This is a genomic window from Candidatus Hydrogenedentota bacterium (genome assembly GCA_019637335.1).
Taxonomy (GTDB): Bacteria; Hydrogenedentota; Hydrogenedentia; order Hydrogenedentales; family JAEUWI01; genus JAEUWI01.
Genome location: JAHBVV010000031.1, coordinates 61171 through 85652, shown reverse-complemented (window position 1 = coordinate 85652; position 24482 = coordinate 61171). Strand labels below are relative to the sequence as shown.

Sequence of the window (24482 nt, the reverse complement as noted above, 5' to 3'; positions counted from 1 at the left end):
GGGCATACATTCGCGGTCCCGGATAGTTCGGGCACGGAGAAACGCCTATGAATAATCCCGTACGCTCAAACCGGATGAGCCAGTACAAAGGGTACGAAGAGAGAGCGCATTTGAAGGCGAATTCTCCGTGCCAAAGCGTAAGGAGGCGATCCGGGTCGGGATGCGAGATCGATGCGCGTGGTGGATCGGATTTGGATCCACAAAGCGCACAAAGAGCACAAAGAAATTGAGCGATGACGCCTGGTTTGAGCGGGTGTTGTCGGCCCGAAGGGCCAGCGCAGCATAGAGGCATCGCCTTGGGAAGACCGGCGCGGATTGGATACGCCCTGAAAGGGTCGAAGATGCGCCGAAGTCGGACAGCGCAGTTCAGCGCAGGGGAGAGAACTCCGCCGCCCTTTCAGGGCTTACAGGAAACCTATTCCGTTAACTCCGGACGTTGCCCGGGGATCGAAGCTGCCGCGCCCCTTCGGGGTGATTTCTTAAAACATCGCTGATAGATGGGGCCGAATATCGAACCCGCGTTTCGGCTACGTAACCTGATTGTATGAAAGGATTACCGCCTGACTCTCCAATAAACGTGCCAAGAAAACAAGAAGATGACGGATGGTAGTACGAATTCACACGAATGGAGGGAATAAAGTCTCACCCTGGGATGCTGACGTTGTGTTTATGGGGTCAGTGGGCTGTTAGAGCCCGCCGCTCACGCTGCCTCAGCCTGGAAGGCCAAGCCACGTTGGCGCAGGGTGAACGTCCGAGGTGAATGCCAATCCGCGACGGCCGCGGGAGCAAGCCGAACGCATTGCCCGGCGAAGCCGAAGGATGGCGGATGTCGGTGCGAATGCCGATATCACGGCCCAATGCCGGGTGGAACGGGGGATTCATGATCCGGGTACCCGGATCCAGTGCGGGCGCCTTGACGCGTTGGCCCCGGAGCGGGGCGGCGGGCCGGGTTGCGCTATACTACGGCGTCAACCACGGGAAGGGAACATGGAACTGCGCGAACGTCTATTTCAGGAAATCCTCATGGCGCGGCAACGCGTCTACGCCGCCGGCCAGCCCACGCCGCTCGAACGGCTGGGCCTGCCGATCGAGGCCGAGGTGTACATCAAGCGGGAGGACCTGTCGCCCATTCACGCGTACAAGTGGCGGGGCGCCTACAACCGGATGGCGGTGCTGTCGCCCGAGGAGCGGGCGGCGGGGGTGGTGTGCGCGTCGGCGGGGAACCACGCGCAGGGCGTGGCGCTGGCGGCGCGGGCGCTGGGCACTCACGCGCGCATTTACATGCCGGTTTCGACGCCGCGCATGAAGCGGAGCGAGGTCCGGCGTCATGGCGGCGAGTATGTGGAGGTGGTCTTGACGGGCGATTCCTACAGCGACGCGGCGGCGTCGGCGGGGGATCATGCGCGGGCATCGGGCCAGGTGTTTGTTCACGCGTATGACGATTTGGTGACGATGGGCGGCCAGGGCACCCTCGCGGATGAGGTAGTCATGAGCGGCAAAGGCCCGTTCGATCTGGCGTACCTGCAGATCGGCGGCGGCGGCATGGCGGCGGCGGTTTCGTGCTGGCTGCGGGCGTACTTTCCCGGCATCCGGATTGTGGGCGTGGAGGGGGTTGACCAGGCGAGCATGGCGGCCGCGGTGCGGGCGGGCAGGCCGGTGTCGCTGGAGTACGTGGATGTTTTCTGCGACGGCACGGCGGTGCGGCAGGCCGGCGCGCTTACTTATCCCCTTTGCGCAGAGTTGATCGATGAGTTCATCACTGTGACCAACGAGGAGGTGGCGGCGGCCATCGAGGCGCTCTGGGATTGCTCCCGGTGCATCGCCGAGCCGGCGGGGGCCATGGGCATTGCGGGCCTGATGAAACAGCGGGAGCGCGCGCGCGGGAAACGGGTGCTGACGGTGCTCTGTGGCGCGAACGTCGACTTTGAGCAACTGGCGTGGATCGCGCACCACGCGGGCATTGGCGCGGCGCGGCGCAAGTATTTCCGGTTCCGGATGCCCGAGGCGCCGGGCGGGTTGCTGCACCTGTTGGACAACGTATTGGACGGCATCAACATCATCGAGGTGCAGTTCGGGAAGGTTTCGGACGAGACGGCGTGGCCCGTGATCGGGTTCGAGGCGTCGCCGCCGGCGCTTCAGGTGCTGGAGGCGCGCCTGAACGAGCAGCACATCCCGCACGAGGACGTTACATCGGAGCCGGATGTGGAATTCCGGATCATTCACTACGAGCCGCACCTTTTTCAGCATCCGTACTTCATTACGTTCGAATTTCCCGAGCGCGCCGGGGCCCTGCGCGAATTCCTGCACGATCTGGAGTCGGGCAGCATCTGTTACTTCAACTACACGTATACCGGCGAGCAGGTGGGCCGCGCGCTGATCGGGTTCGAGTTCCCGGCGCCGGACGACCGGGCCGCCTTCGAGGATCGGCTGCTTGCTTCGGCGCACACGTGGCGCGCCGTGGCGGAGCCGGTACTGGAGCGGATGCTGTAGCAGGCGGACCGGCCCGGTTTGTGGCCGGATGCGCGAGATGGAGACTTGGCATTGGGCCATTCGAGCAAGCAGAGCGGCAAGCGCATCCGGACCGGACGGTCGTTTGCGGGTCCCGCGTGGCGCTTCTGGGGCGGTCTGGCCTTCTGGGCGGCGGTATGCGCCCTGGCGGTAGCCGTGCGCGGCGTTCGGTGGGAGGAAGGCTTCGAGCGGGCGCAGGTGTTGCTCGGCATTACGCCCTACCCCGGCGGACACCCGCATGACGTCTGGTACCGGAACGCGTTTTCGATTCACTATGTCGCCTCGGCGGCGCTGCTCTGGTTGACCGACAGCGCGGCGGCGGTGTGTGGCGTGCGGCAGGCTCTGGCGAACATGGCGACGCACCTGCCGCTCTTTGGGATCACGTGGCTGCTGTCCGGGCGCCGGGCTTTTCCGGCCCATGCGGCCACGGCCTTGAGCGTGGCGGGCGCCCCGGCGGTCTTTCAGAGCTACTGGCCCGTCGTCGCGTTCGCGAACAAGGCCACGAGCGGCATGATCGGCATCGGGTGGTCGCTCTGGGTGATCGCGGCCATGGGGGCGGGCTGGCCGCGGCTGGCGGGGCTGCTTTTCGGTTTGATGCCGCTTGTGCATGTCGGGCAGTGGCCGCTGGTTCTGGTTACGGCGTGCGTTTGGCTGGCGTGGTCGTGGCGGCAAGGCAACCGGCGCGCGGCGATCCGGTTTGCCTGGGCGGCGGTCGGGGGGCTCCTGTGCTGCGCGGTGTTTGCGGCGGCGTACAGCCCGTGGCGCGCGACGCCTTCGGAGGAGGGCGTATATCGCGGCGGCGAGGACGGCCAGGCGGTCTGGGCGGCCTACGTAACCCACGAAGACATGCACCGCGCGCCGGTGGACTGGCCGCGCTTCGGCCCGCTGGGCAACAGCCTGGTGGCGATGATGGGGTTTCTTGTGCTTGCCGCGCCGCTGGCCTGGCGCGAGGCGAGGAAACCCTGGAGGCATGCGGCGGCGTTTCCGTTCTTCGTGTTCTGCCTCGTGTCGCTGCTGGCGGTCGTTGGCGTTCAGCTACTCCACCGCACCCTGGGCGAGGCCATTCCGTATCTGGCGGTCGTCTGGATGCCGTACCGCTTCACCGCGCACGCGGCCCTGCTGGTGTTGTGCGGCGCGTGCGCGTGGTGCGGGCGTGATCGCCGCTATTCGCAGCCGTTGTTGCTCGCCGCCGCGCTGGCGTGGGTGGCGCTGCTCCCCCTCTGGGAAGCAATCGCGCCAGACTGGGCCGCGCGCTATCTGGCGCTTCCGGAGGTTGCGCTCTTCCTGGCGGCGGGCGGCGCGCTGCCCTGGCTTTGGCGCGTGGCCGGCGCGGATACCCGTTTCCGAACGGGATGGACACTCACCCTGGGGGTGGGGTTGCTCGCGCTGGCGTGGTATCACCAGGTGGCGTTCGCGGGGATTTTGGCCGGCGCGTTGCTCAGGATGCTGGCAGCGTGGGTTGCGCCCACCGTGCGGCGTGTTCCGCGCGCCGGGATGGCGGGGGTAGGGTGTGTGCTGGCGGCGGCGGTACTGGCCGGGGTTTTTCAGCGGGAATGGCGAACGCGCGAGCACCTGCCCGTCTCGGATTTCGAGTCGGCCGCGGCCGCGTATCTCAAGGCGCACGCCGATCCGGGGGACGTCGTGTTGACGCCGCTCGACGAACACTACCAGATGGTGCTCGAACAGCCGGTCATCGCGACATTCGAAACGCGGCAGCATATCGGGTATATGCCCGAGGTGGCGGCGACCGTGGCCCGGATCTATGCCGACCTGTACGGCGTGCGGGATGGAAACTGGTATGACTGGGAATTGTGGCGGCGGCGCAGCGAATCCGAGTGGCGGGATTTGGCGCGGGCGTATGGCTTCCGGTATGTCATCAGCAAGGATTTTCACCCGCTTCATCTGCCGGTGCGGGTGGCCGGGGACGGGATCGATCTGTACGAGATCCCGGGATTCCGTTGAGGCGGGCTACGCCAGCTTCTCGACGACCGCGATTCCGGTTACTTGCACGACCTCACGATAACTTGCCGAATCGCGGAGCATCTCGTTGTAGAAGCGCGTGACCCCCTCGAAGTGGCCGATGTCGTGAAATGCGATAACGCCGCCGGGCACGACATGGGGGGACCAGCATTCGAAATCGAGTTTTGAGGCCTCGTACGAATGATCACCGTCGATAAAGAGCAGGCGGATGGGCTGGTTCCAGCCCTGGACCGCGTCCGCGGATGCGGCGCGTATCGGGCGCACGTAATCGGCGATGCCGGCCTTCTCGATGTTTTCCTGGAAGCGATGGTAGGTCGTGCCGTGCTCCACCAGATCCGCGCTTTCACAGGGGGCGCCCTTCTGGTGCTCCGGCGAACCGGTGAAATGATCCACGGCGTAGACGGGTTCGCGGTGCGCGCTCTTGGAGCCAAGCGCCAGGCAAGTGGTCGATTTGCCCATGAAGCTGCCGATTTCGACGATGACGCCGGAACCGGGGCCCTCGTTCGCGAGAATCATCAGCGTGTAGGCGTGAATATCGAGCAGGTAGCCCTCAATCTCACTCATTCGCTGGGCGAGGTCGAGGTAGGTCAGAATCGTCTTCAACTTATACAGGAAGATGTCGGCGTCCATGGGGTCCTCGCTTGATGGCCGGGAATCAATCCGAATCGTGGAGCGAACCGTCCTTGCGGCCCACCAGAAACATCTGGCCGCCCAGGAAGTAGTGGGCGGGGGGAAACAGGAGATACAGGCGCACCAGCCACGGCCACTTGGGGTAGCGGCTTTTGGTGGTGTACGGGAGAAAGCGCGCGCGCACTTCCTCCAGATCGAAGCCGTTGGCCGACAGGGCCTCCGCCATGCCCTTCTCCGTGAGCGGCAGGCTGTGGTCGGAGTAGTCGTAGAAGCGCTCTTTCACCACGCGGATGTTGGGCTGCATGACGATAATCTTGCCGCCGGTTTTCAGGGCGCGGTGGGCCTCGGCAAGGCATTCGTATAGGTATTGGCGGTCGGGCAGGTGCTCGAATACATTGCTCACCATGATGCGATCGAGGGTCTTGTCCGGTATCGTGCGCAACCCCTCCGCAAGCTCGGCCACGATGCACTCCACATCCGGCGCGGCATGCCGCCGCACATCCGGGTTGTGGTCGACGGCAAACTTTCTGGCGGCGGGGATGTTGTTGATGAATTCGCAGGCGCCGGCGCCGAGATCGAGGGTTACGGCGTCGCGCGGAAAGTAACGCGCGAACCAGCAGGCGCACAGCGCCTGCCACAGCTCGATGCGCCCGCCCATTTCCTCGGCGCCAAAGCGCGTGCGGTAGATCTTCTTGTCAATGGTCACCCGGGTGCGGTCCTTTCCCTGTCGAACATCTGGTGCGGCCGCCACCTGCCGCGGGCGCCATTATACCCCCGAAGGGCCGGGGCGGATACAATCTTGAATGGGGCGCGCGGCATTGCCCAGTATAGTTCCATCAAGGCCGCATTGGCAGCGCGCCGCTGGAAGAACTCAGGAATGGCCGTACCGGGATTTCAGAAACCGCTTTCCAAGCGGCCATACCTGGCGGGGGCCCTGTTCTGGATCGCGTATTCCCTGGTTGCGGTCCTGCTGCGGGGGGTGCGCTGGGACGAGAACTACGAGTTCGCGCAGGTGATTCTGGGGCAGGTCGTCTATCCCGAAGGCCACCCCCTTCGCCAGTACCTGGGGGGCTTCTTCAGCCTCCAGACCTACGCGCTCGCCGCGCTGATGGAATTCGCGCCCGGCCCGCTCCTCGCCAACCTGCTGCGCAACTGGCTGTACCTCGCGTCCGTGGCGGTTCCGGTGTTTCTGCTTGGCGCCCTTTTCTCCGGGCGGCAGATTGTAGGGCACGCCGCGGCGCTCCTCGTGTTGCTGGGCGCGCATGCGACCTTCTACAGCACCTACCCGGTCGCCGTGTGGCCCGATGCGTTCTCCAACGGCGCGGTCGGTCTCGGCTACGTACTCTTCGCCTTGTGGGCGCTGCTGGACCACCGGTTTCGCCTGGCGGGCCTGTTGATCGGCCTGGCGCCGGCGGTCCATATCGGCCAGACACCACCGCTGGCCGTCACCGCCGCGCTTTACGCCCTGTACATACTTTACGCGCGCGAATACCGGGCCTTTGCACGGCTCGCGTGCTGGGCGGTGGCGGGGGGCCTGATCAGCGCGCTGTTCGCGGGCTGGCTGTGGTACACGGCGGAACCTCCGCCCGCGGGCGGGCCCTACCACTCGACTGCGGATCCCATGGTTTTGTGGCGCACGTATATGGCGCACCACGCCACCCACCGGGCGCTGCCGGTGGACACGGGACACCTCGTGCTGCTTGCGGCGGCCCTCGCGGCGGCGGGCGGCATGATTCTGCACCACATCAACCGACATCGCAACGGCGCGCCGCTGCTGTCCTCGGCGCGGACCTGGGGCCTGGTCTACTGCGCCGCCGTCTGCGCTATCGTCTGGGGGATTATGGCGGCGCACGCTTCCCTGGGCGCGGACGTTCCCTTCCTGCTGGTGGGCTGGCTTCCCTACCGCCTGATGAACCATGTCGCGCCGGTGCTGATCCCGTTGCTCCTCGCGTTTGGCTACGATCGGGACAACCGGATACCGCTGTTTCTGCCGCTGATGTTTCTCGTGGCGCTCGTGGCGCCGCTCCTGCACCTGGCCGCGGGGCCGGAGATGCTGGCGCGTTACGTCACCCCGAACGCCTACCTCTTCTTCCTGCTCGCCGGCGGCGCCGGGGGCGCGGCGATTGTGGCGGCGCGCCGCGCGGGAATCCTGCACGGGCGCGTCGCCTTTGCGTTTGCGGCGGCGATCACCGTATTGCTGGCGCTTTACCACCAATTCGGGGCGGCGTGCGTGGCGGCGGGCGTCGCCATAGGCTGGGCCGGCGGCGCGGACCGGATATCCATCCGCGCGCTGCAGGTGGCGACGGCGGCGCTATCCATCCTGCTGCTGTTCCGCGTGACGGCGGCGGAGTGGCGGGGACGGGAGCACTTGCCGCGCACGGCGTTTCACCGCGAGGCAGCGGCGTACCTGGCGGAACAGAACGCTGCCGATGCGATGATCGCCGTACCGTACATGCAGGTGGGCGAGCAGGCAAAGTTCGGACATCCCGTGCTGGCGGACATGGCGACGCTGCTCTTCTGCGGGTACCGCCCGGAACTCGCGCCCGCCGTGAACGCGATCTTTGAGGATTTCTACGGCATATCGCTCGATCCCGGCGTCTCTTTGCCCGATCGCCCGTGGCAGGAAGTCTGGCCCGCGAAGGACGCGGCGGAATGGCGCGCGCTCGCGAAGAAGTACGACGTGTACTACGTGGCCGCGCCGTCTTTTATGCAGATTCCGCTGGAGGCGGTGGTAGAGGGTGACGGGCGCGTGCTCTACCGGATCGGCGCGCCGCCGTCACACCTCAAAACGTCACCTTGATCGACTTGATCTCCCACGGCGTGAAGTACAGGGGCACGGCGTGGTTCTTCGCCGAGACCGGGGCGTCGTTTTCTTCCATCATGTCGCAGATCGCCACGGATTTCGGTTTGCGCGCGAACACCAGTTCCGCGGGGCCGCGCTGGCCGCAGCTCTCGTAAAGGCGCACAATGAGGGCGTTGGAGTCCTCGGCCTTCTTGATATGGTCGATGATGATGTTTTCCGCATCGATGCTGGCAAACGAGGCGGCCCGGGAGGTTCCCTGGCCCGCCTTGGCCAGCGCGATCAGCGGAACATTGAGTTCGTGGCCCTGCTGCACCGTGCCGCAGCGCCAGTCGCCCACGTGCGGGTAAAGGCTGTAGGTCATTTCGTGCTCGCCCTGATCCGCGTGCTCGTCGGGGTGGACGGGCGCGCGCAGGAGAGACAGCCGCATGACGTTCTCCTTGATGTCGTAGCTGTATTTGCAGTCGTTCAGGAGGCTGACGCCGTAGTCGCCCTCGGAGAGGTCGGCCCAGTGGTGCCCGGTGACCTCAAATCGCGCGCGCTCATGCTCCCGGCTGGCGTGGGTGGCGCGTTCGATGGCGCCGTACTGGATGGCGTAGGTTGCGCGATGGCAGAGGATGTCGACGGGGAAGGCCACCTTCATCAGCACCCGCTTTTCGCGCCAGTCCACGCTGGTCCGCACGTCGATCCGGGGCAGCATGGCATACAGGGTGATGTCCTGGGTGATGGTGCTACGCTCGGTTTTACGGATCACGCGCACCACGGCGCGCACGGGCCCTTCCTCGACCACCTGGATCGACTGCGCCTTGCCCGGCGTCCACTGTGGTTCCTCGTCGATGTTGTGGTCGATGTCCCAGGCGTCGTGGTCGAAGGGTCGGTCGTCAAAGAGCTGGAGCACGTTGCCGCGCGCGCCCCGGGAGAGCACCTCACGCTCTTCCTGCTTGTCGTAGACCCGGGTGAACTCGCCGTGGCCGTTCATTTTCACCTGGAGCGTGCGGTTCTCCAGCACCGTCTCGCTCGCCGCGAGGGCGGAAGGCGGCAGGGCCGGGCCCTTGCCCGGAACGACGCGGAAGACCGCGTGGCCGAGCGGCGGCACATTGTGCGCCTCGAAGATCAGCTGGTCTTTGCCGATTTTCTGGCTCGGAACAGGCTCTCCATCCGGGCCCACAACATGGAAGGCGCCGCGGGGCAGCGCAACAGAAACCTCGGCGATGTCGGAGCGCACCCACGACAGCGTGTTGAAGACGATCACGGGCGTCCCCGGTCCGCTGGTGTCGATGCCGGCCAGCACGGCGGGCAGCGCGGTCGCGCGGATGTCGAGCGCGGTCTGGAGCGCCCCGGCGTACTCTTTTTCCGCCGTGGTATAGACCTCGGTGATGGAGGATCCGGGGAGGATGTCGTGGAACTGGTTGGTTAGCAGGATGCGCCACGCGTTCCAGAGCCCGTCGCCATCGTAGGGCGCGCCGTTGAGGTGCGCCAGGGAGGCGAGGAACTCGGTGTCGTGCAGCGCGACCTCGATCTTGCGGTTGAAACGCTTCGTGCGGGCCTGGGTGATCTGGCAGGCGCGGTGGAGCTCCAGATAGAGCTCGTCGTTATAGATCGGCAGCGCTTCGTCCGGGCACTGTTGCGCTATGCGGTCGAGGGAGTCCTGCGTGCGGCCAAATTCGCAGCGGGGGACGCCGATCATGTTCTTCAGGCGCCGGCCATGCTCCAGCATTTCCGCCGTGGGTCCGCCGCCGCCGTCGCCCCAGCCGAAGGCGAAGGGAAGCTCCTCCACTTTCTCCTTCTGCTTGAAGAGGTTCCACTGGGAAATGAGGTCTTCGGGCACGGGGTTGCCGTTGTAGTTCATGGGCGGCATAAGCGCGCGGATACGTGTGCCGTCGATGCCCTGCCACTGGAAGAGGCTGTACGGGAACTTCGTGAACGTGCCCCAATCGATCTTGGTGGTGACGAAGGTGTCGATCTGGCATTGCTTCAGGATCTGGGGAAGCGACCACGGGTAGCCGAAGGCGTCGGGCAGCCACGCGGTGCGGGATCGCATGCCGAATTCCCGCTCGAAGAAGCGGTTGCCGTATAGGAACTGGCGTACCAGCGACTCGCCGCTCGGCATGTTGCTGTCCTGTTCGATCCACGGCGCGCCGCAAGGCTCCCAGCGCCCTTCCTTCGCGCGTTGCTTGATGCGCTTCCAGAGTTCCGGGAAGTGCTCCTTCACGTACATGTAGAGTTCGGGCTGGCTGCACGAGAAGTGGTATTCGGGGTAACGCTCCATCAGTGCGAGGACGGTGGAAAACGTGCGCCCGACCTTTCGGCGCGTTTCCCGGAGCGGCCAGAGCCAGGCGGTGTCGATGTGCGAGTGGCCAACCAGCGTGAGCCGGCCCATGCCCGTGCTTTCGAAGCGGGGGAGCTCCTTATTGAGGAAGCGGCTGGCGCGCGCGCAGGAGGCGAAGTATTCCGGGGCGCCCGCATGCTGCAGGTCGACCAGGCGGATGGCCTTCATGAGCACATCGAAGAGCTGGCGCGCTAGCGCGGAGCCGCTGCCGATCGCCTTGTAGACCTTGAGCGGCACGAGGATATCCCAGTAGAGGTCCCAGGCCTCGGGATGGCGCACGGCGAGATCGGCGTACTGAAAGTGGTGCTCGATGTCGATGCGCGTGCTGGGCACGGCCTCGATAGCAAGTTCGAATGCCTCGCCGCCCCGGGCCTTCTTCGCCAGGAAGATTTCGTCGTGGTTCTTGTCGAGGCCCTGCGCCGGGGCGCCGTTGATGAAGGCCAGGGCTTCTCCCGCCGCCGAGAGAAAGGGGATGCCCGGTTCGAAATGCCCGCCGGAGGGACGGATAAGCGCGACAACGGGCTTACCCTGAAAAGCCTTGGGGATGCGGGCGGTCATGCGGAACCAGGTGGTCTGGTCGTAGCCGCCCCAGCGGTCTCCCACGGAAAAGGGTTGCCAGCCCGCCGCCGGGACGCGCTCCGGACCGAGCCCCGGGCCCGTAACGCAATATTCGATCCGGCCAATCGGCTGCCGCTGGCTGTATACGGTTGCGTATACCTCGCGGAGCCGGGCTTCGATCTGCTGGGTTTCGATAAGACGCTCTGCGTCAAAGTTGGGCATGGCGGAGTGCCTTTGGCTGGTGGTTGGGCCGGTATCGGGGAGGCATGCGAACGGGCGGCCTCACGCTGGAGGCCGCCCGTTCGGCGATACGTAACAACAATATGGTTGGCTTACTGTACCTTCGTAGCGGTTTCACCCGCGACTTGCAGGACGCTTCCGTCCCACGTGCCGGCGAACACCTGCCCGAACACATCAACCGAAAGTTCGCCATCGGCCAACGTGTAGGGGGCTTCCAAACCGCCGGGCGCCAACGTTGCCACGGGGCCGCCCTTCAAGTGCACCTTGCCACCCTCGCGGAATTCCAACTCAATCTCGTTGTAGGTCCACTTGGAGCCGGTAAGGCCATCCACCATCGGTGCGGGTTCCACTGCCGCCTGCGGCTCGCCGTTCTCTGCGGGCGCCGCTTCTTCGGCCGGGGCCGCTTCTTCGGCGGGCGTCGCCTCTTCGACCGGGGCCGCCTCTTCGACCGGGGCCACCTCTTCGGCGGGCGCGGCTTCAGGGGCGGGTTCCTCGATCACGATGGGCGCGCTGCCCTCGATCGAAGGCGTCGGGGTTTCCTCCATGGGGGAAACCGGTGGAGCGGTATCGACGGCCTCTCCGCCGCCACTACCGCAGCCCGCAAAGGCCGCGGCGAGCGCCAGACAAAAGCAACTAACCAATGCTTTTTTCATCGTGAGGCCCTTTTCCAGGTTATTCAGCCGGGGCTTCAACCGGCGCTTCCGCAGGCGCCTCCGCCGGCGCTTCGGCGGGCTCTTCGTAACGGTCACGGTCGCGGCCGCCGGCTCCGCCGTCACCGGGCGCCGCCGATTCCGAACTGCCACCGCAACCGGTGAACGCGGCAACCAGCACCAAGCTCAAGAATGCTAACCAGGATTTTTTCATCTTGACAACCCTTTCCATGTTGATTGAAGCACAATTACCCGCACAAGTCAGGCAATGAGGATCCTATATCACAACGGCGGAGCTTGTCCAGTTGTCCCGAAGGGTCATGAATTTGCCTGAAAACCGCATCCCGGGACGTGGCGTCACGCGTCGATAAGAAGGATTTCCTCGTTGATTGCGGCGCTCATCAGGGCCATGAGAAAGGTACCCAGTTGCGTATCCTCCAGCAGCGCCACGGTATCTGGCGGCAGCGCGAGGTGATGCTGCATGGCCGGCGTATCCTGCACGATCACCTGCATTTCCTCCGGGGAGATGTCGTGGGGGATGAGGCCGGTGAAGAGTGCAACAAAGACGGCCTGCAGGGGGCTGACCGGGCCCGTATAGAACAGCAAGTGCAGGATCTGATCCGACGTGACGGCGATTTGTTCTCCGCCTGTGTCCCACGTGCGCACGACGGGCTCGTCGCGTTCGAAATACAGTTCGCCCCGCAGGCGCGCCACGGGGGCGCCGTCGATTTTCAGCTCGCGCAACACCGCGCGGAGGTAAATCCATGCCACGCAGGAGGTTGAAGACGGAAGGCGCCCCATGAGCCACTGTTCCTCGGCGTTGCTTATCGGATAGTTCAGGTAGCCGCAGCAGCCGAAGGGGGCCTCTCGGAAATTCGCGGTGCATCCTTCGCAGAGGGGGGCGAAGGGCTCCAGGACGGCGCCGGCCTTCATCAGGTCCGCCATGCGCACCTCTTCCTCCACCGGGCCGCTCGGGTAGAGCACCACCCGCCGGATGGTCGCCATTTCGGGATCCTCGCCGCTCTCCTCCAGCTTGCGCGCGAGCATGGCGGCCTGGCCTCTCGACTTGAGCAGGCCCACGAGCCGATCAAGCCCCAGTTCGCGCTTTACGCGGCAATCGCGGTCCTGTACGAAATCGACACCCACGCCCGCGGCCTCCTTTCGTGGTTGGAAGGCCAGCATGGCAGATGCGGCCCGCCGGGTCAAACGCGAAATCGGCCCGGGCTACACGCTTTCCCCGCCCTGGGAGTCCCTATTTCGCAATCCGGTAGCGGCGAATTTCGTGGGTGTTGTTGGGACAGGTGGCTTCCGCGTAGACCCAGATCTCGTCGCCGACTTCGATCCAGGAGGAGTAGCGCCAGGTCGCGAAGTGTTCGCTGGGCGTCGTGCTGACGGCCAGCGGGCCGTTGGGGGTCAGGTCGATGATGTGGTGCAGGTCGAAGGTGAAGCCGAGGCCCGTACAGACGTTGTACACCGGGTCATACCATTTGGTGCTGCTCCCTTCGTAGACGAACAGATAGCCGAAGCCGAGCGGCAGGACGGATGACGGCCGGATGAAGAAGTCGTGCCAGCCGCTGAGTTCCATGACGGAACGGTAGGGGTTGCCCACCGGGGCCCAGTTTTCGCCGTCCGGGCTGGTGTAGTGGTAGATACGCTCGTTGCGGCGCATGTAGCCGATAAGGTAGGCGTGGTAGGCCCCTTCGGCGTGGATGATGACGGGGTCCTTGTACTCGAATACGGACTGGTCGCGCTCGTAGGTCTTCGCGGGCGGCGCGATGACGGTCCGCGCGGTCTTCGGGTCGAACTGGTCGGGGCGATCGGCGTCGTCGAACTTGATGATGTTCCAGGGCTGGTCGCCGAAGGGGCCGCAGGCGTAGAGCTTGAACTTGCCGGTGGCGGGGTCCTTCAGCAACGCGGGCCGCTCGAACCCGGGGATGGGCACGTCCTCGCGTTTAATCCGGTGGACGGCCTCGAAGTTTGCGCCGTCGTCGCTTCGCAGAATGCGGATTTCGTATCCACGCAGGCCGCGGGTCGATTCCTGGGTGCGCATGCGGGCGGCCAGCCAGAATACGCCATCGTCGTGGACGATGGATGGGGCTCCGGCCCACCACTCCGGCTTGTCCTCGTCGGGCCGGAGGATGACGTCGTAGTCAGTGAACTTCGCGGTGATTGCCGCGAGTGCGGGGTCGGGGCTGGGGACCGAGAGATGGGGGGAGGGGGCTTCTTCTATTGAGGCACTATTCATCGAAAATAAGAGTAATGATTTGGCAGCAAGGAAGTATAGAATAGGATTCATTGGAGTGCTTCTTCATCGGCTGAGAGTCTGGCTGAAAATCTCGATGTCCTTGTCTTCATGGACCTTGCTAAACTCAGGGCCGATTGCCCCATGGTACTTTCTCTTTCGAGCCTCGACACAAGATACAGAAGGAACTGCGTCGTGAAATACAGCTTGAGCTATTCGAATACCAGGATGTAGTCGCAGGGGAATAGTTCCGACGTTGGATAACTCCAGCGTGACGACTCCCTTAAATAACGGTTCAACTGTAGACGCTGTTGCGATCTGAAGACCCACCCTCGCCCAAGAGGATCTACCTTCAATTTGGCATTCAAGATTGTAGGGAAGTGAGAAATACTCGAGAGTCGCCGCAAGTACCAGCATGCCAGGATGAAGCACAAAACTCCCCCCGTACGGGACAATGAAGCGTTCCTGAGCGGCCCTAAGCCTACCCGTCAATTCTTTCTTGTCGAAAGCTCCAAATGTATGGGTGTGAAACAATATAAATTGATTTCCCAATCGAACGTCGATTGATGCCCCACCAACTTGCTCTACTGTCAGCATTGGTGTAATGACCAGCCGTTCGACAGGATTCGTGTTCCTAAGTCGTTCTTCAAGGGCGACTTTGGTGATAGTACTCATGTCTGAAGCAACTTTTCGTTGGGCAAGTGGTTCTGATATTTGTTTTGCACAAATGAGGATTCAATTGACTTCAATAGGAGCAAGCAAAGATTGTCACATACTTCGTTCATTGGCTCAGTTGGGTTGCTACTCGCTTTGTAGAATTTGAACGCCCATCCCGCATTCAAGATATCTGCCAGTGCCGCTGGCATAGTATCTGGCCAAGAGCCAATCTCATTGGGTGGCACTCCCTGTTCAAGTCTCTTTAATAACTCAAGAATCTTAGAAGACTGCGAAACGATATCGTAAGGGAATCGGACGGCATCTGGCAGGTTCTCAATTACTTTTGCCCGGAGTATAGGGAAGTGCCGGTTCACGAATTGGTACGAATACCGGGTTACGATGTCTGCGTCAATACTCCGCATATCCGTCTCATGTCTCGAGAATTCTATGACGACCCGAAGCCACTCGACGAACGGGCTTAACATTGGCTCTTCAAGTTTGCTGTGTGTTTTGTTGCGGTCCAATTGGTCGATTATTTGATTCCCAACAGTTCGAAGCCTGAAACGCCAAGGCGGATAGTACTCGTTGCGCCGCATAGGCCTGGCGTCCAAATCGGCACATGCTGCAATTTCCGAGTATGCGGCGAAGGCGGCAGGGCCGAATAGATGAAAGCCCACAGCATCCGCACAAAGTTCTCTGAATGCCTGGACAATTAGGTTGCGAGCAACGCTGAGGTCAGAAGAAACCCTTTCAGATATTCGATCCTCGATCGCGGACTTAAATAGTTCTCCTTCGCTCCCGGAGATCGGATCTCTTCTCTTGGCGTCATCTTCAAAGGCTTTCTTGAATTCACGCTCTTCTTGAAGCCAAGCGCTCTTAAAGGTAGACTGTACGTGTGTTTCCGAAACTATATGACCGATCTCGTGACCCAATGCCGAGTGAAGTAGAACATTGTTCCTCTCCATTCTTGGAAAAGAAATCGTATATATTTTCCGAATCGGGCCATTGGGGTCGCAAGCATCGGTATTCTGCTCCCATTCATTGATGGGGAAACAACGAAAAGCGAGAATCAAATTTCGCAATTTAGATACCCACTCATCAACTTGGACAGAGTAGTTTCGTGTCCACTGAGGCCGAATGAGAAAGCTGGTGTCGGAGCCATCCACACATTGCCTGCAGAATTCTTCCAGTGACTGAATCATACTCCATGGAGTTGCCGAGATTCTTGAGCGTTCAGCATTTCGAAGAATCCCCCACAGATCTCGCAAGAAAATGTTTGCTTTTTGAAGCAAGTCTGGCGGTATATCAGCCGCGTGAGAATGAATTGTCTTTGCGGTGCCACCAACAAGGCGCGCATAGTATTCTGGAGCCTCGTTTGGAAAATCCAATGCCTGCTCCAGTTTAAGTGCATGGTTCGCAATTTTCTGAGAACAGCGAACAACCTCGTTACGAAGGAGCACCTCGCACCAGTTAGTCTCTTTCAAGCTCTAACCCCCTGCCTTTTGCGCTAGAATGTGGAAAATTCCGTTCGATGTTCGAATCCAGCATGGTAGTTTCCAGTAACTTCGAGTAATAATCCCCTTGAAATCTCATGTAGAAACTTGGAAGCTAGACTCAAGTGCGACTTCGAAATATCACTTGGTGCCTTTTCGCCATTTAGCAGTCCGTAAAAGTTTCTGAAAAAGTCTAACGCGTCCTCCTCACTACTAATACCGGCTGCGATGAATTGATCCCTGGATTCAATCAATACGTTATAGAAAAACGGCCTGATACTCGTTGCCTGCACAGCGAGATCGGGATTTATATGCCTAGGAGAATCCTTTTGAAAATCCCAGTCTACAGACCGCAAGAGATCGCCTGCCCATTTCAGCGACCCGGTGTCAGTCGCATCGAGCTTACAGGTCTCCGCAATCTGTGCAAGGCTAGCCGCAGCATCCTCAAGTCGGATGCTGGCTTCAAACAGATCGCTTGACTCGAAAATGGTTGACATTGATTGTAATCCCTTCCGCATGTTGGGCCACAGAAACCTACGCATACAACATAAGGTATGTGTTCCGGTTCGTTTCTCCTGCATGTAGCATGCACCACAAAATCGAAATAGTCAAGTTAAGGTTTTCGGCAAAATTCTAGCTGTATGAAGTAGTGTCGCCATTGAATCGTCATGGCTCGATACTGCGACGATAGCACGCACGACCGTGGATTTTTCCCTATATAGGCTCGGTCGGCAGTGGAGACGATTGGCCCCAGGTATCACCCTTTATGAAATACGCGCCACTGGTGAGTGATCGACGAGCCGCCTGCGTTCACATTGGTCCGGGCTTCCACTGCGGCCTCGAATTGAGACGAGGAGGAAACAGCTGGACTTCGTGCCGCTAAAGTTCGGCAGACATTCTATGTCCCAGGCTCCGGATACACCGCGTTCATCTCTTCCAGCAGTCTCCACGATTCCCGGTGGATCGTCGGGGCCACGTCGGGGCCGCCGGAGTTGGATTCGCCGTATTGGGCTTTGTCGCCGTAGACGAAGGGGGGCTTCACGTCCCACTGGCTCTTGGGGACCATATAGCCGATCTGGTCGTTGGCCAGGCCGATGACGAGGGCCATGCGCGCGTTGCGCTCCATTTCCTCGCGGAGCGGGGGGACTTCCACGGGCGCAATTTCGAAGTCGCGCCCGGGGAGGGCTTCGACGCCGCCTTCGACGATTTCGGGGTAGATTTCGCCGGGGGTGCTGAGCATGAGCACGCCGCCGATGCGGATGACGTTGATCTCGGTGCGCGCGCCCTGGCCGAGCTTGTAGCCTTCGTGGATGAGCCCGAGCATCATGGCGTACTTGTACATGCCCTGCACGGGCACGCGGATGGTCCGCGCGGCCACGGCGAGGCGCGGGTTTTCATTTTTCCAGACGCGGTCGCTGCGAAGGGCGTTGCAGGCGACGATGGCGAGGTTCTCGCCGAGGGCCTGGGCTTTTTCGAAGGAGGCGTCGCGGAAGCTTTTCTGGCCGTCGCGGTGTGGCACGGTGGTGTGGAGCTGGGTCATGAGCCCGCCGATCTGGCCCTGGAAGTAGAGGCACATGCCGCCGAAGCCTTCCACGCCGGCGGGATCGGGCACGCCGTTTTCCACGCCTTCGCGCAGCCAGTGGGGGAAGTCGGAGGTGATGTAGCCGTTCTTGCCGCCCAGCGCCTCGGGGTGGTTGCCCCAGCTCACGAAGGTCGCAATAGTCTCGTCGGTCTCGCGTTTGGTGAAGCGCATGAGGTACATGGTGTTGTCCATGACTTCGGGCAGGCGCGAGTCATTCACGAAGCCCTCGGGCGCGATTTCGACCGTGGTGCAGTACATATCGGCGGGGCGCAGGGCGTGAACGGCGCTCTCGATGGCGTCGCGCGTTTTCTCGCGGACCATGTCCATGTAGCGCCCGTCGTAGCCCAGGATGGGGACGGGCCCGCTCCATATCTTCATGGTGTCGGGGGTCTCGTGCGTGTGGCTGCTTGAAAACATGATGTGATCGATGCCGAGTTCCGCGCTGACCGCCTCGCGCACCGCGATGAAGTCGTTGTGGAAGATCCCCACGCTGTCGATAGTAACGAGGACGAGGGTGACGCCGTTGTTTCGCAGGGCAATGGCGCGGGTCCAGGGGGTGTCGTTGATGCCCTTCGCCGGGCGGTTTGAACTGAAGCCCGCGAGCCAGATCGGGTCAAACTTCCCGTTGCCGTTGCGGTCCTCGAACGTGTCGACGCCCTTGTCGTAGCGGCTGTTTTCGTTCACGTCGGTCCAGGTGTCGTACAGGCTGAAATCGGGGCTGATATCTTCCATGCCGACACCGACTTCGAGGCCCCGGGGCGCCACGGACATGTCCTCGGGAATCAGGAAATCGAGGGCGTAGTCGGGGTAGGGTCCGCGGAGCCTCCCCCGGAACCATAGGGCGGCGAGGAGCAGCATGAGAATGAGGACGGTGAGGACTTTGTGATTTCGGACGAAGGCCATGAACTGCGGTACTCCAAAGTGAGGGGTTGGATCATGATAGCAGGGGCCGCGGGCCCGATCCCAGCGTTCGGGGCTTGCGAATGCGGGGTTTTATGTGCCCGAAGGCGAGCGGCACATATCAATTGCGTGGCAGAGCGGCATTTGTTATACTGCCTGAACTGTTGTGTAATGTCGGCATGCCGTTTGGAAAGTTGTGAACAGCAATCGGCACGCCTAACCAGGCCCGGCCCTGACTGAGTCGAGAGAGGACATGGAACGATGAAACTGAAGCGCGGATTTACCCTGATTGAACTGCTGGTGGTCATTGCGATCATCGGTATCCTGGCGGCGATCCTGCTGCCGGCGCTTGCGCGCGCCCGTGAAGCCGCGCGCCGGGCGGCCTGCCAGAACAACCTGAAGCAGATCGGCCTGGTGATGAAGATGTATGCGGGGGAGTCGCCGGGTGAGAAGTACCCGCGCCGGAAGACCTTCAACTGCGACGGGGTCACCCTGAGCGATGCGATGATCTTCGATGGCACGCAGTTGATGCCGGAATATCTGACCGACGCGAATGTGGCGTGGTGTCCGTCCTGGGCGCGGTTTGAGTCCGCGCTGGCCCGTTACGACGGCGGCGGCAACCAAAATGGCGTGATCGACCCGTGTGAGTTCCTGAAAGAGCCATTCGACTATACGGGCTGGCTCATCATGGATGACGTGAACATTCTCGGGCCGCTGGTGGGCACAATCGGGACGGACTTAGGCGGCCGCTACTCGGAGCAGGAATTCAAGGACAGCACGCCGTGGGGTGAACTGGCGCTGGCCAACGTGAACACGAACGGCGAACAGAGCGACAATGATTTCACGGTGAGCGCGGCCTACGCGGGGACCCAGACGAGCGGGGGCAACCGGCTGCTCCGCCTGCGCGAGGGGATCGAGCGCTTCCTGATTACGGATATCAACAATCCGGGCGGCAGCGCGCGGGCCCAGAGCGAGGTTCCTATCGTGTGGGACCATATTTCGACGTTTAGCGCGGATTTCAATCATGTGCCCGGCGGCGCGAATGTGCTGTACATGGACGGCCATGTGGACTTCATCCGGTACCCGGGGGATCGCTTCCCGATGACGGAGGACAGCGCGCGGACATTCGGTCGCTACAACCGCCCGTTCAACGGCTGACACGGGCCGGATATCGGAGGCAATACCATGCGGGCCCGACGCCAGGGGTGCTGGCGTCGGGCCCGCTTTTTTGTATTGGAATGATTGATCCCGGCCGGGCTCAGGGCCGCCGGCGCGCCGCGCCCAGCATGGCGAGGAGGGCCAGGGCGCCCAGGGCGGCGTTGCCGGCGTTGCTCTGGCTGGAGGCCGGAGCCGGCGCGAAGCACGCTTCAAATCCGCCGCCCCGCGAGCCGTTGACGCGGTAGACGGCCTGCCCCGAGGTGACCGGGTTTTCCGAGTTTATACTGGCCTGTATGGCGGAGAAGAAGCTCTGGAACGACGAATACTGGTCGACGCGCGCCTCGTTGTTGGCGCACGACTGGAAGTTTCCGTTGCTGAGCATACCGAAGACCCGCAGCGCGCCGTCGTCGAACATGACCGGAGATCCCGAAGACCCGCCTTCGGTGATTCCGTCACTCCACCGTATGGTGGTCTGGCCGCTGCCGAACTGGGTATTCACGTTGATGTCCGTCACGCGCCCGAAGCTCGCTTTCATGGCGGTTCCCCGCGGGTGGTGAATACCCGCGGCGAAGTCGTTGATGCGGGGGGCGCGGGTGTCCCAGCCGAGCCAGGCGCGCCCGAGATTTCCGATGGGCACGTTGCCGAGGGTGAGGAGCATGGCGTCGAGGGACGTGCTGTTGGCGATGAATGACGCTCCGGTGCTGCGCGGCATTTGTGCGATCTGGGCATTGGAGGGTTCGGCGCCCGGGCAGCCGTTGGTGCGCACATCCCAGAGAACCTCGACGCCGGAAGCGCGGATGGTGGCGGGGAAATCCTGGAAGCAGTGGTCGGCCGTGAGGAAGAAGGGCTCGAGGGCGTCCGTCAGGGCGTTGTTCAGGAGGGCGCCGGAACACAGCGCGCCGTTGCCGCTTTCGTCGGTCACGGTGACGCGTCCGATACCGGTGCTGACTTCCTGAAAGGTGATGTCATCGACGCAGTCCGATGAGAGGGGGCAGGGCGTCTGTTTGGGGAGGATGTCCCCGTAATAGTGCGAAAGGCGCTCCAGCGCGAGGAAGGGCAGCTCGGGGCGGGGCGAGCGCAGCTCCAGGATGGCGGTGTCGCCCTCGGTGGTGGCGAGCCAACGTCCCCCGGGCTCCGCATCGGCCGCGGTATAGGGCCCGAAGGCGCCGGCGCCCTGAATGTCCACCACCCAGACCGTCTCGTCGTGGGACAGTCGGGAGAGATCGACCTGGAAGCGGAGGGCGGTGGCGTCCACCGAGCTGATCGCGGCGCGCCAGACCCAGGCGTCCTGATCGCGTTCGGGCTTTTCGAAGAGCGCATCGGCCTCCCAGCCGAGATCGGCGCCCGCGGCGACGTGCAGCGCGGATCCCTTTGCCGCCTGCTCCAGGGCCTTGCGCTGGCCGGCGTAGTCGTCAATCTGATAAAGCGGGACGGCCTCTTGGCGGTAGCGCGAGGCGGCGTTTTCGGCCTGGGCGGTGGTCCGGGCGGCGGCGGCGTCCGCTTTGGCCGGGGGCACGAAGCGGTAGTCGGCGAATTCCGCCTGGGCGGACAGGGCAACGCCGCAAAGCGCGGCCACACACAAGAAAGCTCGCATGGTTATTAATACTCCAGCATTGGCCGATTGGGCCGGGTCCAAAGGTTGCGAGAGACCGGGCGGCGGCGCCGTCCGGCAACAGCCGGTTCCAGGGAATTCTACCGGATTGTACCGGCCAACAGGGATTCCGGCGCCATCCGGTCCAGGACGATCTGTTCGTAGGCGCTCTCCTGTCCCCGTTCATAGAGGCAGCCCAGGGCGCCATCCGGCAGGAGCACGAGATCGGAATAGGCGCTCGGGCCGGGGTGGAGCTCCCGTGCCGCGGCCCAGGTTTCACCGCCATCCAGGCTGAGGCGAACAGTCATCTTTTCGCGGCCTTCGCTGGCCGGATTCGAGAAAGCGAGCCCGCCGGGAAAACCGTCCGATTCGGGGAGGTAGAGGACACTTGCCTGGCAAACGGGCTCGATCAGGGCCTCGTCCGTGCGGTCCGGCGTCCAGGTCAGGCCACCGTCGCCGCTCCAGGACACGCGCCGCCGCTTTTCACCCGTATAACTGCGCATGTTCTGATAAACGCGGCCGTCCGGCAGCTCGGCGACGGCCGATTCGTTGGTATAGCCCTGATGGACGCCGCCGATCGCCCAGGTTGCGCCGTGATCGTCGCTGTAGATGACATGGGAAAACCAGTCCGCATGATCCGGGCTTTTCGAGTGGTTCGCCGGGACCAGTAAGCGGCCCGATTGCAGGCGGATGGCGTGGCAGGGGCCGGTGGCGTACCAGCGCCAGTCGGCGCGCCGTGTCGTGGCGCTGATGTCCACCGGATCGGACCAGGTTGCGCCTTCGTCCGCGCTCCGCGTGATCCATATGGAGCGGGGCGGGTCTTCGCCCGTGAGAATGCGTTTTTCGTGGGCGCTCGCGGGGTTGCGGGTAAGGAGCAAGAGCACCTCGCCCGTCTCCGGAACCCACACGGGCGCGGGGTTTCCGGTGGTATAGCCGTCTTCGGACGCGACTACGGAGAGATCGGACCACGTCGCGCCGCCATCGGAACTGCGCCTGAGGACAAGGTCGATCTGCCCAGAATCCCCGCGGCCCTCCCGGCGGCCCTCACAAAACGCGAGCACGTGGTTGGGCGTGGTGATGATGGCGGGGATGCGGTAAGTGTGGTAGCCGTCCTGGCCCGCGGTGAAAACGGGGATGGATTCGGGGATTGTCTGTGATGGGGCTGCGCTTGCGCATGCGAACAGTATCAGGAACAATGGCGCCGTCCAGTACGATGGACGCCGTGCGACAGAATCAGGTAACTGACGATTTGACATAATCGGTGTAGACTCCCCGAAATAAGCGGCCCGCGACACGAATTGGATTCAGCATCTCGGCAGTCAGTGTCTATCGACACCGTCACGAATTCTTGTTAGATGTATGGACAGTTTTACGAGAAACAGGTATTGGCCATAATTGCTGAACGTAAACAACCGGTCCTGAGGAATGCGGTTAGTCGATAACTCACCCAGTGATGCGTTTTGAATTGTATCCAATCTCACCAGACCTTCGTACCCCGGCCCACCAGGCCCATCTGGCAAATAGAACAGGTGTGATACTTCCTGTCTCCGAATCGCCGCCAAGTGGCTCGCGATTCGATTTGAATCTCGTGGTTTTTGGTTTCGAAGCAGGTTCTCGTACTTCTCAAGCTTATGTATCGGCGCATAATTCACGCGGAGGTCAAGTAATCGGCTGTTATCCAATGACAAGTCACATGAATTTGAGAGGATTATCGCAGGTTGCCTTCCGAAATCGGTTCTTGGCAGCAACACAAACGGCATGCTTTTGACGCCATCGCCCTGGAGAAATTCGGTCTCCCGCAGCAACGCCGGAGAATACATTCGACTGTTAAGATTGTCTGGAAACTGGAGAATGCTGCGAAATAAATCCCTTTGCGCTTCCGCCGAGAGGAATTGCGGGAGGAACCGTTTGATTTCTTCAAACTGGCCTTCCGATATCATGCCAGGTCCCAGAAATGCTCCATCACAATCGCGTCGAATTCAGGATCTGGCGCCACCGTGTTTTCCAACATTCGGCCTGCGAACTGGGTCAACGCCATCCTCCATTGTTCAGTGGTAATCGCACTTGAACCGCACACAACGCGTCCTGAATCCCACTCCCATTCCCTCAATTGCTCGGAAAGCAACGGCGTTCCATATTCCAGCGCGGGTGCGTTGCCCGCATTTGTAGCCGCGGATACTGTGATTAGCCCGCCCAGCACCAGTCCTGTCATGGAGCTTCCTGTTGATGCATTTTGAACGTCCACCATGGCCGATCCCTTTTCAATACTCTGGATTGAGCGAGTCGATGTACTCTGGCCTCAAGAGGCTGAAGAATAGCTTCTTCTCGCGGTTGTGGGCTTCTTCCAGAACGGAGCGCGGCGAATCAAAAAAGCCTTCCAATCCAGTTGAAGTCGCTGTGTCGATATCGATAATACTCTCGCCGATTACATCATTCTCGTTGCGCACTTTCAGCCCGTTGGCCACGGTCAGGGTGTGTTCAAATGCGTCGGCCTCAATGCGCGAAACGATTCTTGTGCTCCTGGTTTCCAGCGGGGCGCCGCCATGTATGAGGGCAAGCGTGGAATGATCGAATATGTCGAAATCGAAGACATTGATGTACCGGAGCCCGAGCCGTTCTAAACGGTCTATGAATTCAAGCGAGCGAACTGCTTCCAACACCTCCTCAACACGCACAAGGAAAGCCGGCCATCCGGAATATTCTCCGGCGACAACGACAGATAGGACCCGCTGTCCGATAAGCAGTTTAAACGGGCCGCCGGTCAAGTGGTACTCGGGCAAGTACATGAGTCCCGGGTCGTTCGTCCTCATTTGCTCCGGGATCTGTAGCACAGGCTGCTTCTGAACGTCTCTGTACTGATTGCGGAATTCCTTGTAGAGCAATCCAAAAACCGCGCCGCCGAGAAAATCGGGCCGAGTCTGAAACCGGATTTCGAGAATGGCCTCGTTAATCGGGCAGGGGCTGATCCTTCTTGGAAGTTTGGCGATCAAATTCGTCTCCAGTGCCATGCGGATGTGCTCCGTATCGTCCAGTATAGCCGGGGCGCCGGTTGCAATCAACGCGCGTTTTGTCGTGTACTATGGGCTTGACGTAAGGGGCGTTTGATAGCGCCGGGAATAGCCAGCCGGCTTCCCTACGGCCCCTCAATGCTTGGACACACCTCG

20 protein-coding genes are annotated in these 24482 nt (G+C 62.0%); 4 read left to right on the top strand and 16 right to left on the bottom strand.

Annotation, left to right across the window (positions count from 1 at the left end; translation table 11 throughout):
- Positions 1 to 987 precede the first annotated feature (987 nt).
- Entirely contained in the window at positions 988 to 2490 is a 1503-nt protein-coding gene (locus KF886_23360; protein MBX3180300.1) for a pyridoxal-phosphate dependent enzyme, read from the top strand.
- 51 nt (positions 2491 to 2541) lie between these two features.
- A complete protein-coding gene (locus KF886_23355) occupies positions 2542 to 4470 on the top strand; it encodes a hypothetical protein (GenBank protein MBX3180299.1) in 1929 nt (642 codons plus the stop codon).
- A 6-nt stretch (positions 4471 to 4476) separates the two neighbouring features.
- Here KF886_23355 and KF886_23350 read toward each other — a convergent pair whose 3' ends face one another.
- Both KF886_23350 and KF886_23345 read right to left on the bottom strand, forming a co-directional pair.
- A complete protein-coding gene (locus KF886_23350) occupies positions 4477 to 5118 on the bottom strand; it encodes a class I SAM-dependent methyltransferase (GenBank protein MBX3180298.1) in 642 nt (213 codons plus the stop codon).
- 25 nt (positions 5119 to 5143) lie between these two features.
- Entirely contained in the window at positions 5144 to 5776 is a 633-nt protein-coding gene (locus KF886_23345; GenBank protein ID MBX3180297.1) for a class I SAM-dependent methyltransferase, read from the bottom strand.
- Positions 5777 to 5995: 219 nt separating this feature from the next.
- Between KF886_23345 and KF886_23340 the strand changes: the two genes are divergently transcribed.
- Positions 5996 to 7918: a hypothetical protein gene (locus KF886_23340; GenBank protein MBX3180296.1), complete on the top strand. Its 1923-nt coding sequence runs from the start codon at positions 5996 to 5998 to the stop codon at positions 7916 to 7918.
- On the opposite strand, the gene KF886_23335 is transcribed toward KF886_23340, so the two are convergent.
- From KF886_23335 to KF886_23295, 9 genes are all read right to left on the bottom strand, one after another.
- Positions 7902 to 11027 carry an alpha-mannosidase gene (locus KF886_23335; GenBank protein ID MBX3180295.1) on the bottom strand — a complete coding sequence of 1042 codons (3126 nt, stop codon included), beginning with the start codon at positions 11025 to 11027 and terminating at the stop codon, positions 7902 to 7904. The genes KF886_23340 and KF886_23335 overlap by 17 nt on opposite strands.
- 110 nt (positions 11028 to 11137) lie before the next feature.
- On the bottom strand, positions 11138 to 11698 hold the full coding sequence (locus tag KF886_23330; GenBank protein ID MBX3180294.1) for a hypothetical protein: 561 nt from the start codon (positions 11696 to 11698) through the stop codon (positions 11138 to 11140).
- 19 nt (positions 11699 to 11717) lie between these two features.
- Entirely contained in the window at positions 11718 to 11909 is a 192-nt protein-coding gene (locus KF886_23325) for a hypothetical protein (GenBank protein MBX3180293.1), read from the bottom strand.
- A gap of 143 nt (positions 11910 to 12052) precedes the next feature.
- On the bottom strand, positions 12053 to 12841 hold the full coding sequence (locus KF886_23320; protein MBX3180292.1) for a hypothetical protein: 789 nt from the start codon (positions 12839 to 12841) through the stop codon (positions 12053 to 12055).
- A gap of 106 nt (positions 12842 to 12947) precedes the next feature.
- On the bottom strand, positions 12948 to 13940 hold the full coding sequence (locus KF886_23315; protein MBX3180291.1) for a hypothetical protein: 993 nt from the start codon (positions 13938 to 13940) through the stop codon (positions 12948 to 12950).
- 63 nt (positions 13941 to 14003) lie between these two features.
- Positions 14004 to 14612 carry a dCTP deaminase gene (gene dcd / locus KF886_23310; GenBank protein MBX3180290.1) on the bottom strand — a complete coding sequence of 203 codons (609 nt, stop codon included), beginning with the start codon at positions 14610 to 14612 and terminating at the stop codon, positions 14004 to 14006.
- Positions 14609 to 16078: a hypothetical protein gene (locus tag KF886_23305; GenBank protein ID MBX3180289.1), complete on the bottom strand. Its 1470-nt coding sequence runs from the start codon at positions 16076 to 16078 to the stop codon at positions 14609 to 14611. Before KF886_23305 ends, dcd begins: the two co-directional genes overlap by 4 nt.
- Before the next feature lie 23 nt (positions 16079 to 16101).
- Complete coding sequence (locus KF886_23300) at positions 16102 to 16584, bottom strand: hypothetical protein (protein ID MBX3180288.1); 483 nt, start codon at positions 16582 to 16584, stop codon at positions 16102 to 16104.
- 401 nt (positions 16585 to 16985) lie between these two features.
- Positions 16986 to 18572, bottom strand: coding sequence for a neutral/alkaline non-lysosomal ceramidase N-terminal domain-containing protein (locus tag KF886_23295; protein ID MBX3180287.1), 1587 nt, complete (start codon positions 18570 to 18572; stop codon positions 16986 to 16988).
- A gap of 501 nt (positions 18573 to 19073) precedes the next feature.
- Here KF886_23295 and KF886_23290 point away from each other — a divergent pair.
- Positions 19074 to 19727 (top strand): hypothetical protein, encoded by a 654-nt coding sequence (locus tag KF886_23290; GenBank protein ID MBX3180286.1) that lies wholly within the window; start codon positions 19074 to 19076, stop codon positions 19725 to 19727.
- Positions 19728 to 19827: 100 nt separating this feature from the next.
- Here the strand turns inward: KF886_23290 and KF886_23285 are convergent, their stop codons facing one another.
- The 5 genes from KF886_23285 to KF886_23265 form a co-directional block, all read right to left on the bottom strand.
- Complete coding sequence (locus tag KF886_23285; protein ID MBX3180285.1) at positions 19828 to 21321, bottom strand: hypothetical protein; 1494 nt, start codon at positions 21319 to 21321, stop codon at positions 19828 to 19830.
- Positions 21322 to 21419: 98 nt separating this feature from the next.
- Positions 21420 to 22574, bottom strand: a complete 1155-nt coding sequence (locus KF886_23280) for an exo-alpha-sialidase (protein MBX3180284.1) — start codon at positions 22572 to 22574, stop codon at positions 21420 to 21422.
- 63 nt (positions 22575 to 22637) lie between these two features.
- The gene (locus KF886_23275; GenBank protein ID MBX3180283.1) at positions 22638 to 23258 is read right to left on the bottom strand and encodes a hypothetical protein; all 621 of its coding nucleotides are present in this window, start codon (positions 23256 to 23258) and stop codon (positions 22638 to 22640) included.
- A complete protein-coding gene (locus KF886_23270) occupies positions 23255 to 23530 on the bottom strand; it encodes a hypothetical protein (GenBank protein MBX3180282.1) in 276 nt (91 codons plus the stop codon). Before KF886_23270 ends, KF886_23275 begins: the two co-directional genes overlap by 4 nt.
- A gap of 49 nt (positions 23531 to 23579) precedes the next feature.
- Positions 23580 to 24326, bottom strand: coding sequence for a TIGR04255 family protein (locus KF886_23265; GenBank protein ID MBX3180281.1), 747 nt, complete (start codon positions 24324 to 24326; stop codon positions 23580 to 23582).
- Positions 24327 to 24482 lie beyond the last annotated feature (156 nt).